Raw genomic sequence first — 13363 nt, 5'->3', positions numbered from 1 at the left:
ACAGCGAGGTGGGATGCCCGACCCGACCCTCGACGGAGCAGCCGCTATCGCCCCTGCCGCTTCTTGAACGGCTTCGGCTCGCCCTTCACGACGGGCGCACGCCCCTGCCCCTTCGACGCCTTGGCCTTGCCGCCGGCCGGTCGAGGAGGGGCGGGCGGAGGTGTGGACGGCTGTGCGAGCTCCTCCCGGGCATCCCGCAGCGCCTGCTCTCCGGTCTTGGTCAGGCGCGTCTCGCCGCCGTCGGTCACGAACAGCGCCTTGCCGTACTGGAGCTCGACGGCCGCCAGCGACGAGTTCAGCTTTTGCCGGGAGATCTCGAGCTTCTGCGCGGCGCGGAGGAAGTGCAGCTCGTCGGCCGCGACCACGAAGTGGCGGAGATGGCTGACCTTGATCAGTGACGCGTTCGACATGTTTGTCCTGACAAAGTGGAGGCGAAAACGAAGTAAGTTGGAGCGATGACGACGACGCCGGAATCCGCACCCCTCGCAGAGCCGCTCCTCCACACGGAGGAGCCCAGGCCGAAGGCCGCAGTCGACCCGGGGGCACTCGGGCTCGGGGCCTTCGCCCTCACGACGTTCGTGCTGAGCGTAGCGAACGCCGGCTGGATCCCGGGCGCCGGTGCCGTCCTCGGCCTCGCCCTGTTCTACGGCGGCGTCGCCCAGTTCGCGGCCGGCATCTGGGAGTTCGCGAACAAGAACACCTTCGGTGCCACGGCCTTCTGCTCGTTCGGCGCCTTCTGGATGTCGTTCTGGTACCTCGAGGTCGCGACTCCCCCGGCCGCGATCGGCACGCACGGCGTCGGCGTCTTCCTTCTGGCGTGGGGCATCTTCACCCTCTACATGTGCGTCGCCTCGTTCAACACGAACGGCTCGATCTTCGCCGTGTTCGTGGCTCTGACGCTCACGTTCTTCGCCCTCGCCTTCGGCGCCCTGAACGACTCGACGACGCTGACCCACCTCGGTGGTTACCTCGGCGTCGCGACCGCCATCATCGCCTGGTACGGCTCGTTCGCCGTGGTCTTCAACTCGACCGCGGGGCGATCCGTGCTGCCGGTCTGGGCCCGCAAGTAACCCGCCTCCGGCTGGCGAGACGGGGGATGCCCGGGTGAACTCCGACGAAGCGCTCGACTTCTGCGCGAATCTGCCCTCGGCCGAGCTGACCCATCCGTTCGGCTTCGAGACCGCCGTCTTCAAAGTGCGCGGCAAGGTCTTCGCGATCGCCCCGCTCGACGGCGAGGTGGCCGCGATCACCCTCAAGGCGCATCCCGACGACGTCACCGAACTGGTGCGCGAGCACGACGCGATCACCCGCGGCTACCACATGAACAAGAAGCACTGGATCACGGTCGTCCTCGACGGCAGCCTGCCGGAGGGGCTCGAGGAGGCGATCGTCACCGAGTCCTATCGACTCGTGATCGCCGGGTTGCTGAGGGCGCAGCGGCCGGTGGTCTGAGCCGGGTGGTCTAAGCCGGGCGGCCTGAGCCGGTCGGCCTGTGCCGGGCGGGCTGTGCCGGGCGGCCTGTGCCGGGCGGGCTGTGCCGGGCGGGCTGTGCCGAACGGCTCGTGTTATTGGGCGGTGCCCGCCGGGTTGGCCTTGGCGCTGCCGTCGGTCGCAGGGACACCGCCGGTCTGCACCGGCACCCCGTCGACCGCCGCGCCGTACTCGGGCGTGTACGTCTGACTGTGCCGGAACGTGTCCACGAACTGCTGGAGTCGCGGGTCGGTGGCGCTGGTCACCTGGAGCTGGTGGCCCCAGGCGGTGATCACGATCGGTGTCGGCAGGTCGTTCTTCGCCCAGGGCGTGAGGTCGACGTAGCGATTCGCCTGGCCGGTGACGCCCTGCTCGGCCTCGGGGATCATCGTCTGCTTGGTCACGAACGCCGTCAACGTCTTCACGTCGGCAGCGGGGAGGTCGGGGTCGTAGGTGATCCAGACGGCTCCGTGCTCGAGGTTGTGCACGGCACGCTCGGTCGGGACCGGCTTCGTGTAGACGCCCGCGTTCATCCAGATCGCATTGTGAGGCCCACCGACCGGGGGAAGGATGCTGTAGTCGACCGGACCGGCGACGTGATCGTGCTGCAGGGCGCCGGTGTGATCGGCCCCGTCGCCGGGCCAGCCCGTGGTATCCCAGGCCAGGACCCCGGGGATGCCCGAGGTGTCGGCAACCGTGGTCGTCGCGGACTGCGTCGTCGTCGACGCGCCCCCGACCGCCGCCGGGACGATCTGCGCCGAGGTCGTCTTCGGGGAGTGTTTGATGAGCTGCCCCCCGCCGCCGATGTTCAGCGCAATGATCACCGCAACGATCACCGTGGCAGCCGCGGCGGCCAGGATCGTGATCAGGCGTCGGCGCTGCTGGGCCTCTTCCTTGCGCCGGTACTCCTCGATCTTCAGCCGGCGCTTCTCCAGCGCCGCGGCCTTCGAGCCGGGCTTGGGAGTGGCGGGCCCGGAGTCGCCGGGCGGGGTCTTCGAGTTGGACGGCACGGAAGACGACGGTAGTCGACCTGACTGACCCCCGTGTCCGGCCCGTCCCGTCGCGAGCCCGCGCCGACCGCGGTTCCCCGCTAACGTCGGGGCATGCGACCCGCCCACCTGCAGCCCCGGCTGCTGCTGCTCGTGGCGCTCGGGGGCGCTGCCGGGACCGCTCTGCGGGAGGGCCTGTCGCTCGCCTTCCCCGCTCCGCACGGCACGTTCCCCGTCACCGTCTTCGTCATCAACCTCGTCGGCTCGTTCGCGCTCGGGCTGCTCCTCGAGCGGCTCGCCCGGCGAGGGCCCGACGAGGGCGGTCGACGCACCACGCGCCTCCTCGTCGGAACCGGGGTGATCGGCGGCTTCACCACCTACAGTGCACTCGCGACGAGCACGGCTCAACTGCTGACCGCTGCTCCCCTGGTCGGTGTCGCCTATGCGCTCGCCACGGTCGTCCTCGGGTTCGGGGCGGCGCTCGGCGGAGTGCTGCTGGCCGCACGCGTGCGTCGCGGGGACGCGGGGCACCGATCGTGACGGGACCACTCGTCTGGGCGGGCATCGTCGTGGCGGGCGGGCTCGGCTCGGCGCTGCGCTTCTTCGTGGACGGTGTCGTGAAAGGGAGGCTGCGCATCCCCCGTTCCGCTCCTCTGCCTCTCGCGACGTCGGTGATCAACGCCACCGGGTCGTTCGGGCTCGGACTGCTGACCGGTCTGGCCGCCGGTGCCGGGCTCTCGAACGACTGGGTGCTGGTGCTGGGCGGCGGGCTGATGGGCGGCTACACGACGTTCAGCACGGCGAGCGTCGAGACGGTGCGGTTGGCGCTCGAGGGCAGGGTCCGTGCATCCCTTGTCACCGGCCTGGGGATGCTCGTGGTCGCGGTCGCGGCGGCTTCCCTTGGCCTGTGGCTGGGCAGCTCCCTCTGACGCCGCCCGCACTCTTCTCCGTCTTCTCCCTTTCGCAAATGTCGAGCGATTCGGGCGACACGGCGTCGGCACCCCCGGATTGACGGGGTCGCCCCGGCGAATCGCTCGCGATTTGCGACAGTGGCGAGAGAGAGGGGCTCGGAGGGGCCTCAGGCGGCGAGCAGCGCGGCGACCGCGGCCACGACGACCGCGCGCCTCCGGGCCTCGTCGTGCTCGGCAGTCAGGGCCTTGAGTTCGGGCTCGGCCGACGCCCAGACGCCGGTGAGGGCGAGCAGGAGCGTCAGCAGGTCGATGGCCGCGAACGACGTGGGCACGATCCCGGCCTCCTGCGCCTGCTCGAGCGCCTCGACCTTGTGCTCCATGCTGGCGGTGATCGCGGCGATGAGCCCAGTGGACGTCGACCGTTCGAGGCGGTGCCAGCTCGCGATCCGCTGGATCTCCGGGTAGGTCCGGTACCCGTCGAACAGGCGCCCGGCGTACTCCGGCAGGTCGTCGACGGTGATCGGCACGTCGTTCATCGTCCGCGCCACGATCTCGTCGAAGACCGCGTCGAACAGGTCGTCCTTGCTGCCGAAGTACGTGTAGACGAGGCCCGCGCTGACCCCGGCGGCCTGGGCGATCCGATCGACCCGGGCGCCGGCGATGCCGTAGGCGGCGAACTCCGAGGTCGCCGCCTCGAGCAGCAGACGGCGTTTGGCCTCGGGATCCCTGGTGCGCATGGCGTCCATCCTACCGGCGCTATTGAGTGGACATTCATTTGACAGCGAGACGGCGGGATGCTCTACTCGTGTTATTGAATGAGTGTTCATTTAGGAGGACATCATGACCGCATCCCCATCCACCGTCACGGCCGGCTCCGAGTCGTCCGCCGCCGGCTCCGTCTGGTTCGTGACCGGCTCGTCGCGGGGGCTCGGACGCTCCCTCGCCGAGGCCGCTCTGGCCGCCGGACATCGCGTCGCGGCGACGGCTCGCGACCCGCGCACGCTCGACGATCTCGTGGCCGCGCATCCCGACCGCGTTCTCGCCCTCGCCCTGGACGTGACCGACGACGCCGCCGCGCAGGCCGCCGTCGCCGCAACCCTCGAGCGGTTCGGCCGCATCGACGTGCTGGTGAACAACGCCGGGTACGCCGACCTCGGCAGCGTCGAAGACACGACGCTCGAGTCGTTCCGTCGGCAGATCGACACGAACCTGTTCGGCGTGATCACGGTCACGAAGGCCGTCCTGCCGCTCCTGCGTCGGCAGGGCTCGGGGCGGATCATCCAGATCTCCTCGGTCGGCGGGCGCTCCTCCACTCCCGGGCTCAGCGCCTACCAGTCGGCGAAGTGGGCCGTCGGCGGGTTCACCGAGGTGCTGGCCAAGGAGATCGCTCCCCTCGGGCTGTTCGCCACCGCCATCGAGCCCGGCGGCATGCGGACCGACTGGGCCGGCTCGTCGATGACACTCGCCCCGGTCACGCCCGGCTACGAGGAGACGGTCGGCGCGATGGCCGTGCTGCACGACGGGGAGTCCCTCGCCGCGAGCGACCCCGCGAAAGTGGCGCAGCTCGTGCTGACGGTGGCGTCCCTCGAGAACCCGCCGGTGCGCCTGCTGTCGGGGAGCGACGCCGTGCTCTACTCCGGGATGAACGCCGAGGCGCTGGCCGCGTCGGACGCCGCCTGGCGCGACCTCAGCGTGTCGACGGACGCCGACGACGCGACGGCCGAACACCTCGACCCGCTGGGCGCCGGCCGGGAGGCGTGAGGGCGTGCGGGCCGGCGTCTCGGACGGCGTCGGCCCGTGCATCCCACGGCCCCGGGGGTTCACCGGTCTGCAGGACGGCCGCTCCCGCCGCCCCGAAACACTGCCGATACAAAGCGCTGGCAGACTGCGCAGCATGGCAATCATCCTCGGCGACCACCAGTACGGGAAGGCGGAGTCGCGCCTCGTGCGCATCTACCGCGACCAGCCCCGGCACGAGATCCACGACATCAACGTCTCGACGGCCCTGCGCGGACCGTGGGACGCCGCCTACCTCGAGGGCGACCAGTCGAACGTGCTGCCCACCGACACGCAGAAGAACACGGCGTACGCGTTCGCGAAGTCGAAGGGCGTCGAGTCCATCGAGTCGTTCGGACTCGACCTGGCGCGGCACTTCGTCGGCGACGTCGATCCCGTCGAGGGTGCTCGCATCGAGATCGAGGAGTACGCCTGGGAGCGCGCGATCGTCGACGGCAGCGAGCACGACCACACCTGGCTCCGGAAGGGGCAGGAGGTGCGCACCGCCGCGATCACCGTCGACCAGACCGGCGAGTACGTGATCGGCGGGCTCAAAGACCTGGTGCTGCTGAAGTCGACCGGGTCGGAGTTCTTCGGCTTCTTGAAGGACGAGTTCACGACCCTGCCCGAGACCCACGACCGCGTCATGGCCACCGCCCTCGAGGCCAAGTGGCGCTTCTCGACGACCGACGTCGACTGGGAGGCCGTCTACGTCGAGGTCAAGAAGCTGATGGTAAAGGAGTTCGCGACGCTGCAGTCGCTCGCCCTCCAGCAGACGCTGTGGCACATGGGCACCGCTGTGCTGGAAGCGATCCCGTCGATCTGCGAGGTACGGCTCAAGGCCCCGAACAAGCACCACTTCGACTACGACATCGGCCGCTTCGGCATCGAGAACAAGGGCGAGGTCTTCTGGGCCGCCGACCGGCCGTACGGGCTGATCGAGGCAGCGCTGATCCGCGACGACGCGCCGCCGGCGAACGAAGCGTGGCGCGCTGCGGCGGGGCTGGCGTGAGGGGGGTGGGTGAGGTGACGGGTTCGGGTGCTTCTGCTTCTGCTTCTGCTTCTGCTTCTGCTTCTGCTTCTGCGGATGCCGGCTTCCTGGCGCAGGCGATCGCGCTGGCCGTCGACAACGTGGGTGACGGCGGCGGACCCTTCGGTGCGCTCATCGTCCGTGACGGCGTGGTCGTCGCGACCGGGCAGAACCGCGTGACGCGCGACCTCGATCCGACCGCGCACGCCGAGGTGGTCGCGATCCGTGCGGCCTGCCAGGTCGAGGGCTCCTTCTCGCTGGCCGGCGCCGTGCTCTACACCTCGTGCGAGCCGTGCCCGCTGTGCCTGTCGGCCGCTCTCTGGTCGCGGGTCGACCGGGTCGTGTTCGCTGCCGACCGGCACGATGCCGCCCGCGGAGGCTTCGACGACCTCGAGTTCTACGAGCTGTTCGCGCGCGACCGCTCGACCTGGGAGCTCCCCGTCGACACCCTGCGCCCGTCCGACGCGTCGGCCCCGTTCGACGCGTGGCTGGCCGCGGAGGCGCGGACGGACTACTAGCGGTCACCGGCGCAAATCGCGAGCGATTCGGGCCGCGCGCCCATCCGAGGCCCGCAACCGCGGGGGCGGTGCGGCGGATCGCTCGACATTTGCGACCAGGGGCAAAGGGCAGGGCAGGCAGGGCAAGCGGGGGATGCCCGGCTCAGCTCCCGCGGTACGTCGAGTACGCGAAGGGGCTGAGCAGGAGCGGCACGTGATAGTGCGCGGCGGCGTCGGCCAGATCGAAGTCGAGCGTCACCCGGGGGTAGAAGGTCGGCGTCGAGGTCCGCGCGAAGTACGTGCCGGTGTCGAAGACGAGGCGGTAGGCGCCCACGGGGAGCGTCTCGGGGCCGAGCTCGGGGACACGTCCGTCGGAGTTGGTGGTGCCGGTGCCGAGGACGGTGCCCCGGGCATCCTGCAGCTCGACCGAGACCGCGACCGCGGGGCGACCGGCAGCCGCGTCGAGGACGTGAGTGGTGACGTGGCTCATGCGGAGGCCCCCGTCTCGGAGACCCCCGCGACCCCGGCCGCAGCCGCCGGCCCGTACAGCTTCTCGAGGCGGAGCAGAGCGATGTCGCGAAGCTCCTGCCCGACGAGCTCGAGTTCGGAGGCGTCGTCGAGCACGAGTCGCCGGTCGAGCTCGGCGACGATCTCGGCCCGCGAACGCCCCGCGGCGCGGATGAGGAACACCCGCCCGAACCGCTTCTCATAAGTGGCGTTGCCCTCGGCGAGCGCCTTGGCCAGGTGCTGGTCTTCGACGTCGGGCGCCTGCTGCTCGGCGGTGCTGAACGCCTGGGCCTGCCCCTGGCCGACGGGCCTCTCGCCGATCCGGGGATGCGAGGCCAGGGCTTCGTCGATCTCCTCCGGGCTGAGCGGGGTGGCCGCGTCGTGAGACTTCTGCCGCAGCGACTCGAACGAGTCGAAGGGGGCGGCCGATGCGACCTCGTCCACCCAGCGCTGGACGTGGAGGCTGGCGGCGAGGCCCTCGCGGAGGTCGGAGTCGGTGACGTCGATCATGCGGTTCACCCTACCGAGCGGCCCTGCGCCCCGACGCGGTTCGACTGCCGAGGCGCTAGACAGGAGGCATGATTCTCGCGGGGCTCGTCCTGGCCGCCGGCGCCGGCAGCCGGTACGGCCGACCCAAGGCGCTGGTGCGCGACGCCGGCGGCGTGCCGTGGGTGGCGTCCGCCGTCGCACTGCTCGAGAGCGTGGGATGCACGCAGGTCACCGTCGTCCTCGGCGCCTCCGCCGTCGAGGCACGCGAGCTCGTCCCCGCCGACGCGCACGTGGTCGAGGCCGTCGACTGGCACTCCGGCATGGCCGCCTCCCTGCGCGCGGGGCTGGCCGCAGTGGCCTCCGCGGAACCCGCCGCGGACGCCGTGCTCCTCACCCTCGTCGACCTGCCGGGCCTGCCGGCGGCGGTGGGGGCGCGGGTGGTCGGGTCGGGGACGCTGGAGTCGGCCGCTCAAGGCGTCAGCGGCCCGGGCGTGCCTGCCGGACTCAGGAGCGCGCTGCGTCAGGCGGTGTTCGAGGGGCGGCCCGGGCATCCCACGCTCATCGGTCGCAACCACTGGCCGGCGCTTGTGGCGTCGCTCACCGGCGATCGCGGGGCGAGGCCGTATCTCGTGGCGCACGGGGCGGTCGAGGTGGAGTGCGGCGACCTCTGGCACGGGGCGGATGTGGATGTGTCGCCCGGCTGAGTGAGATCCACCACAACCCTCTTCGGGATACGATATATAAATGAGCAAATCCGATCCCGGAGAAATCAATGATCCAGAGCGCAGACGGCGGAGGATCGACAGCGTCCACGTCCGCTGCGCCGCCGCGCTGGCATTGGGCCTGCTGTCACTCTGGCTCGTCATCGAGGAACGCAAGCTGTCGCTCATCCCCCTCATGCTCGGGCTCTCGCTGATCATGCGGGGCAAGGCCGCGCAGACCAGGCATGCACCGCCGATCACGTTCCTTCTGCTGGTTCCGATCATCGTCGCGATCGTCGTGCTGTTCATCGCGCGCCGCTGAGGGGCGGCGAGGCCTCCAGAGGGCTGGCGACGGCCGGGGTAGGGCGCGAGCGCGGCGAGGCGACACACGCCCGAAACACGCATGAGGTTGACTCGACGGCACCATGGACCTCATCAGCGTGCGCGAGATCCGGATGCCGCGCGACCGGAGCGAGATCGTCTTCGCGCCGGGCGAGCAGCCCCTCGGCGGCGGCACCTGGCTCTTCTCCGAACGGCAGCCCGGGCTCACCGGTCTCGTCGATCTGACCGCACTCGGCTGGGAGCCCCTGACGGTCACGGCGGAGACCCTCACGATCGCAGCGACCTGCACGATCCGGGACCTCACGCTCCTGCCCGCGCAGGCGGGGTGGCACGCGCATCCCCTGCTCTCTCTCTGCGCGAACTCGCTGCTGGCCTCGTTCAAGATATGGAACGTCGCGACCGTCGGCGGCAACGTCGCCACCGCCCTCCCCGCCGGCGCCATGACCTCGCTGATGGCTGCCCTCGACGCGACCGCCGTGATCTGGGGGCCGGAAGGCGAGGCGCGCACGATGCCCGTGGCGACGTTCGTCCGAGGCGTCCGCCAGACCGACCTCCGACCCGGCGAAGTGCTGCGCGCCCTCGAGGTGCCGGTCGCCAGCCTCTCGTCCCAGTTCGCGTTCCGCCGCATCGCGCTGTCGAACCTCGGGCGTTCCGGCGCCCTCGTCATCGGCCGCGTCGATCCGAGCGGCGAGCACGTCTACACGGTCACCGCCGCCACGCCGGCGCCCGTCCAGTTCCGCTTCGACGAAGCCCCCTCGGCAGCCGCACTAAAGCATGCCTTCGACGGCATACAGGAGTGGTACGACGACCCGCACGGAGCCCCGGACTGGCGGCGCGCGGTGTCGACCCTGTTCGGCGAGGAGATCCGGGGCGAGCTCGAAGGGAGCGCCGCATGAAGTTCGAGGTCAACGGCGAGACCGTCGAGACCGCCGTCGCCCCGGGACAGGTGCTGCGCACGCTGCTCCGCGAGCACGACCACTTCGAGGTGAAGAAGGGCTGCGACGCCGGCGACTGCGGGGCCTGCTCCGTCCTGGTCGACGGTCAGCCCGTCCACTCCTGCATCTACCCGGCACACCGACTCGAGGGCACGCAGGTGACCACGGTCCGCGGTCTCGGCACCCCCGAGCATCCGCACCCGATGCAGCAGGCCTTCTCGGACGCCGCGGGCCTCCAGTGCGGCTTCTGCACCGCCGGCATGGTGGTCACCGCTTCGACCTTCACCGAGGAGGACAAGGACGACCTCCCCCGCCTCCTGAAGGGCAACCTCTGCCGCTGCACCGGCTACCGCTCGATCCGCGACGCGATCTGCGGCGTGACCAACACGGAGACGCCGGCAGCGGGCGAAGCAGCCGGGCGGTCCGTCAAGGCACCCGCGGGGATGCGCGTGGTGACCGGTCGCGAGGAGTACACGCTCGACTTCCGCACCCCCACCAAGCTGCTCCACCTCGCCGTGCTGAAGAGCCCGTATGCCTCGGCGCGCATCCTCTCGATCGACGCGACCGCCGCTCGGGCGGCCGACGGCGTGCACGCCGTCTTCACCCACGAGGACGTTCCCGACCTGCTGTTCTCCACCGGGCGGCACGAGGACCGCAACGACGACCCCGACGACACCCGGATCCTCGACACCGTGATGCGGTTCCGAGGTCAGCGCGTCGCAGCGGTCGTGGCCGACTCGGTCCGGCTGGCCGAACTCGCGCTCGCGCTGATCGAGGTCGAGTACGAGGAGCTGCCCGCCGTCTTCGACCCGGCTCTCGCCCGCGAGCCCGGCGCACCCCTCCTGCATGGCGAGAAAGGGCCCGAGTCGCGCATCTCCGAGCCGGGCCGCAACGTCGTCGCGCAGATGCACGGCGAGACCGGCGACGTCGACGCGGCCCTGGCGGCCAGCGCAGCCACGGTGGAGGGCACCTGGCAGACGCAGCGCGTCAACCACGCCGCGCTCGAGACCCACGCCGCCCGCGCTTGGCTCGACGACGACGGCCGGCTCGTGGTCCGCACCTCGACGCAGGTGCCCTTCCTCGTGCGGAGCGAGCTCTGCCACATCTTCGGCCTTCCCGAAGATCGGGTGCGGGTGTTCGCCGCGCGAGTGGGTGGTGGCTTCGGGGGCAAGCAGGAGCTGCTGACCGAAGACCTCGTCACCCTCGCCGTCCTGAAGCTCGGCCGGCCCGTGCAGTACGAGTTCACCCGCGAGGACGAGTTCACCATCGCGCCACCTCGGCACCCGATGCGCGTCGGCGTCCGCGTCGGAGCCACTGCGGATGGCGTCCTCACCGCTCTCGCCGTCGACGAGCTGATGGACACCGGCGCCTACGGCAACCACGGCGTCGGCGTGATGTTCCACAGCGTGCACGAGTCGATCAGCGTCTACAACGCCCCGAACAAGCGGGTGGATGCCGAGTCCGTCTACACGAACAACCTCCCGTCGGGCGCCTTCCGTGGCTACGGCCTCGGGCAGGTGATCTTCGCGGTCGAGAGCGCCCTCGACGAACTCGCGCGGAAGCTCGGCATCGACCCGTTCGAGTTCCGCCGCCGCAACGTCGTGAAGCCCGGTGATGCGATGGTCGTCGTCGATCCGCACGAGGAGTCGGACCTGATCTACGGCAGCTACGGGCTCGACCAGTGCCTCGACCTGGTCGAGACCGCGCTGAAGTCACCGCCGCCCGCGAGCCTCGACGGCCCGCTCGGCACCCCCGTGCCCCCGGTCGGCGAGCAGTGGGCCTTCGGCACCGGCATGGCGCTGGCGATGATCGCGTCCATCCCCCCGCGAGGGCACTTCGCCGACACCACCGTCGGACTCGAGGTGGACGGCAGCTACTCGATCGGCGTCGGAACGGCCGAGTTCGGCAACGGCACGACCACCGTGCACGGTCAGCTCGTCGCCACCGTCCTCGGTACGACCACGGACCGCATCACGATCCGGCAGTCGGACACCGACGTCGCGCGCTACGACACCGGGGCCTACGGGTCCGCCGGGGTCGTCGTTGCGGGGAAGGCGCTGCACGCCGCGGCGCACAAGCTCCGGGCCGCGATGCTCGCTCGGGCTGCGGCGATCGTGACGGGCGTGGGGGCGGTGGACCAGGATCCCGCGGCCCCGGCTTCGTCTCTGGCCGTGGTCGGCGAGGTGGTGCCCGGTGGTGTGCTCGTGCCGGCAGGGCGCTGGGGGGACGCACGGCTGGTCACGGCCGCCGAACTGCTCGCGGCCGGCCCGATGGTGGCGGACGGCAGCCACGACGGGACGCCTCGCACCGTCGCGTTCAACGTGCATGCGTTCCGGGTCGCGGTCGACCGCGGGACGGGTGAGGTGCGCATCCTCCGCTCGATCCAGGCGGCGGACGCCGGCACGGTGCTGAACCCCGAACAGCTGAGAGGCCAGGTCGAGGGAGGCACGGGGCAGGCGATCGGGACGTCCCTGTACGAGGAGGTCATGCTCGACGGGGCCGGCACGGTCCTCACCCCGGCGTTCCGCGGGTACCGGGTGCCGAAGTTCTCCGATCTCCCGGTCACCGAAGTGCACTTCGCCGAGACGCACGACGACCTCGGGCCGCTCGGGGCGAAGAGCATGAGCGAGGCGCCCTACAACCCGGTGGCGCCGGCGCTGGCCAACGCGATCCGGGACGCCCTCGGTGTGCGCCCGCACGAGCTGCCGATGTCGCGGGATCGCCTGTGGCGGCTGCTGCAGTAGTTGCCCTGTGCTCGGCCACGCGGCACGAACACCCGTGCGGCTCGAACACACCCATGCGGCGGGAACACCTGTCCGCGGCGGGTGGTCTGCGCCGTTCAGCGGTATTCGAGTGCCCGGGCTCAGGAGCGGCGAGCGAGGTGCGCGCGGCGCGCAAGGTGCGCGAGGACGACCGCGTGCAGCTGTGGGAACGCAGTGGCGACGGTGTTCCACAGGGCATGGGTGTCGAGTCGGTCGTAGTGGTGCACGACGAAATCGCGGTTTCGGGCCGCCTGCGACCAAACGGGCTCGGTGAATTCGCCGGGCGCCGCGGCCGTCAGCCGTTTGGCGAGGTCACCGACTCGGTTGGCCAGCGCCTCGAACGCGAGTGGCAGCGCCTCGTCGGCTCGGAAGGCCTCCTCGCCGCGGGCCACGAGATCCGCCGCTCGTTCGAGTGTGGCCGCGAGATCGGTCAGCCACCGCTCGCACCGATCTCGCGACTCGGGACTCACAGCGGCAACGCCTCGGTCAGGATGCCTCGGTCGCGCTCGGCGTCGAGTGACCGCCGTGAGACGACGTCGACCGGGCGATCGAGCAGTGCTTCGAGGTCGATCTCCAGCTGCGCGAGGTCGAACAGCGTCGCATCGTCGTCGGGGTCGACGAGGAAGTCGACGTCGCTGTCGGGCCGTTCCTCTCGACGCGCCACCGAGCCGAAGACCGCCAGAGCGCCGACGTGATTCAGGGCGGCGAGCCGCCTGATCAGCGCCCTCTTCGCGGAGACGACATCGAGGATGCTCGGCGCCGGCACGACGGGGACGGCCGAGTACCGGCGATCGAACAGGACGAACGGGATGAGAACGGCCTCGGGGCGACGGTGCGCACCCAGGATCACAGGGCTCGCCGAATCGGGGTCGGCGCGGAACCCGGCGAGGATCTGGGAGAGGCCGGCGCGGACCTCGGCGACCGGGGACACCACGGAATCGAGAGTCATGCCGA

The 13363-nt window shown here is 70.8% G+C and carries 18 protein-coding genes; 11 read left to right on the top strand and 7 right to left on the bottom strand.

Going from position 1 to position 13363, the window contains the following annotated elements:
• Positions 1–44 precede the first annotated feature (44 nt).
• Complete coding sequence (locus ABEA39_RS17315) at positions 45–410, bottom strand: LysR family transcriptional regulator (RefSeq protein WP_345377219.1); 366 nt, start codon at positions 408–410, stop codon at positions 45–47.
• A 45-nt stretch (positions 411–455) separates the two neighbouring features.
• Here ABEA39_RS17315 and ABEA39_RS17310 point away from each other — a divergent pair, with 45 nt between their 5' ends.
• Together ABEA39_RS17310 and ABEA39_RS17305 are read left to right on the top strand one after the other, a co-directional pair.
• A complete protein-coding gene (locus ABEA39_RS17310; RefSeq protein WP_345377218.1) occupies positions 456–1070 on the top strand; it encodes an acetate uptake transporter in 615 nt (204 codons plus the stop codon).
• Positions 1071–1104: 34 nt separating this feature from the next.
• Complete coding sequence (locus ABEA39_RS17305) at positions 1105–1452, top strand: MmcQ/YjbR family DNA-binding protein (RefSeq protein ID WP_345377217.1); 348 nt, start codon at positions 1105–1107, stop codon at positions 1450–1452.
• Positions 1453–1565: 113 nt separating this feature from the next.
• Here the strand turns inward: ABEA39_RS17305 and ABEA39_RS17300 are convergent, their stop codons facing one another.
• Complete coding sequence (locus tag ABEA39_RS17300) at positions 1566–2480, bottom strand: DUF3105 domain-containing protein (RefSeq protein ID WP_345377216.1); 915 nt, start codon at positions 2478–2480, stop codon at positions 1566–1568.
• Between the two features lie 93 nt (positions 2481–2573).
• Between ABEA39_RS17300 and ABEA39_RS17295 the strand changes: the two genes are divergently transcribed.
• Positions 2574–2999, top strand: a complete 426-nt coding sequence (locus tag ABEA39_RS17295) for a fluoride efflux transporter FluC (protein ID WP_345377215.1) — start codon at positions 2574–2576, stop codon at positions 2997–2999.
• Positions 2996–3388 (top strand): CrcB family protein, encoded by a 393-nt coding sequence (locus ABEA39_RS17290; protein WP_345377214.1) that lies wholly within the window; start codon positions 2996–2998, stop codon positions 3386–3388. The genes ABEA39_RS17295 and ABEA39_RS17290 overlap by 4 nt, the downstream gene beginning before the upstream one ends.
• A 149-nt stretch (positions 3389–3537) precedes the next feature.
• Here ABEA39_RS17290 and ABEA39_RS17285 read toward each other — a convergent pair whose 3' ends face one another.
• On the bottom strand, positions 3538–4107 hold the full coding sequence (locus tag ABEA39_RS17285; RefSeq protein WP_345377213.1) for a TetR family transcriptional regulator: 570 nt from the start codon (positions 4105–4107) through the stop codon (positions 3538–3540).
• 103 nt (positions 4108–4210) lie between these two features.
• Between ABEA39_RS17285 and ABEA39_RS17280 the strand changes: the two genes are divergently transcribed.
• From ABEA39_RS17280 to ABEA39_RS17270, 3 genes are all read left to right on the top strand, one after another.
• Positions 4211–5131, top strand: a complete 921-nt coding sequence (locus ABEA39_RS17280; protein WP_345377212.1) for an SDR family NAD(P)-dependent oxidoreductase — start codon at positions 4211–4213, stop codon at positions 5129–5131.
• Between the two features lie 133 nt (positions 5132–5264).
• Positions 5265–6158 (top strand): factor-independent urate hydroxylase, encoded by an 894-nt coding sequence (gene pucL / locus ABEA39_RS17275; protein WP_345377211.1) that lies wholly within the window; start codon positions 5265–5267, stop codon positions 6156–6158.
• 5 nt (positions 6159–6163) lie between these two features.
• A complete protein-coding gene (locus tag ABEA39_RS17270) occupies positions 6164–6694 on the top strand; it encodes a nucleoside deaminase (protein ID WP_425556996.1) in 531 nt (176 codons plus the stop codon).
• A gap of 142 nt (positions 6695–6836) precedes the next feature.
• On the opposite strand, the gene uraH is transcribed toward ABEA39_RS17270, so the two are convergent.
• Both uraH and uraD read right to left on the bottom strand, forming a co-directional pair.
• Positions 6837–7163, bottom strand: a complete 327-nt coding sequence (uraH, locus tag ABEA39_RS17265) for a hydroxyisourate hydrolase (RefSeq protein ID WP_345377210.1) — start codon at positions 7161–7163, stop codon at positions 6837–6839.
• Positions 7160–7690: a 2-oxo-4-hydroxy-4-carboxy-5-ureidoimidazoline decarboxylase gene (gene uraD / locus ABEA39_RS17260; protein WP_345377209.1), complete on the bottom strand. Its 531-nt coding sequence runs from the start codon at positions 7688–7690 to the stop codon at positions 7160–7162. The genes uraH and uraD overlap by 4 nt, the downstream gene beginning before the upstream one ends.
• Positions 7691–7758: 68 nt before the next feature.
• On the opposite strand from uraD, the gene ABEA39_RS17255 reads away from it, so the two are divergent.
• The 4 genes from ABEA39_RS17255 to ABEA39_RS17240 all read left to right on the top strand — a co-directional run bounded on the left by ABEA39_RS17255 (position 7759) and on the right by ABEA39_RS17240 (position 12391).
• Positions 7759–8373, top strand: a complete 615-nt coding sequence (locus ABEA39_RS17255; RefSeq protein ID WP_345377208.1) for a nucleotidyltransferase family protein — start codon at positions 7759–7761, stop codon at positions 8371–8373.
• 40 nt (positions 8374–8413) lie between these two features.
• Positions 8414–8692: a hypothetical protein gene (locus tag ABEA39_RS17250; RefSeq protein ID WP_345377207.1), complete on the top strand. Its 279-nt coding sequence runs from the start codon at positions 8414–8416 to the stop codon at positions 8690–8692.
• A gap of 103 nt (positions 8693–8795) precedes the next feature.
• Positions 8796–9608: an FAD binding domain-containing protein gene (locus tag ABEA39_RS17245; RefSeq protein WP_345377206.1), complete on the top strand. Its 813-nt coding sequence runs from the start codon at positions 8796–8798 to the stop codon at positions 9606–9608.
• Positions 9605–12391 carry a molybdopterin-dependent oxidoreductase gene (locus tag ABEA39_RS17240; protein WP_345377205.1) on the top strand — a complete coding sequence of 929 codons (2787 nt, stop codon included), beginning with the start codon at positions 9605–9607 and terminating at the stop codon, positions 12389–12391. Before ABEA39_RS17245 ends, ABEA39_RS17240 begins: the two co-directional genes overlap by 4 nt.
• 119 nt (positions 12392–12510) lie before the next feature.
• Here ABEA39_RS17240 and ABEA39_RS17235 read toward each other — a convergent pair whose 3' ends face one another.
• Positions 12511–12879 carry a HepT-like ribonuclease domain-containing protein gene (locus ABEA39_RS17235; RefSeq protein WP_345377204.1) on the bottom strand — a complete coding sequence of 123 codons (369 nt, stop codon included), beginning with the start codon at positions 12877–12879 and terminating at the stop codon, positions 12511–12513.
• Entirely contained in the window at positions 12876–13358 is a 483-nt protein-coding gene (locus tag ABEA39_RS17230) for a nucleotidyltransferase family protein (protein WP_345377203.1), read from the bottom strand. The genes ABEA39_RS17235 and ABEA39_RS17230 overlap by 4 nt, the downstream gene beginning before the upstream one ends.
• Positions 13359–13363: the final 5 nt, after the last annotated feature.

The organism is Frondihabitans cladoniiphilus, assembly GCF_039544345.1.
Lineage (GTDB): Bacteria > Actinomycetota > Actinomycetes > Actinomycetales > Microbacteriaceae > Frondihabitans > Frondihabitans cladoniiphilus.
This window is presented reverse-complemented; position numbering and strand designations above follow the sequence as displayed.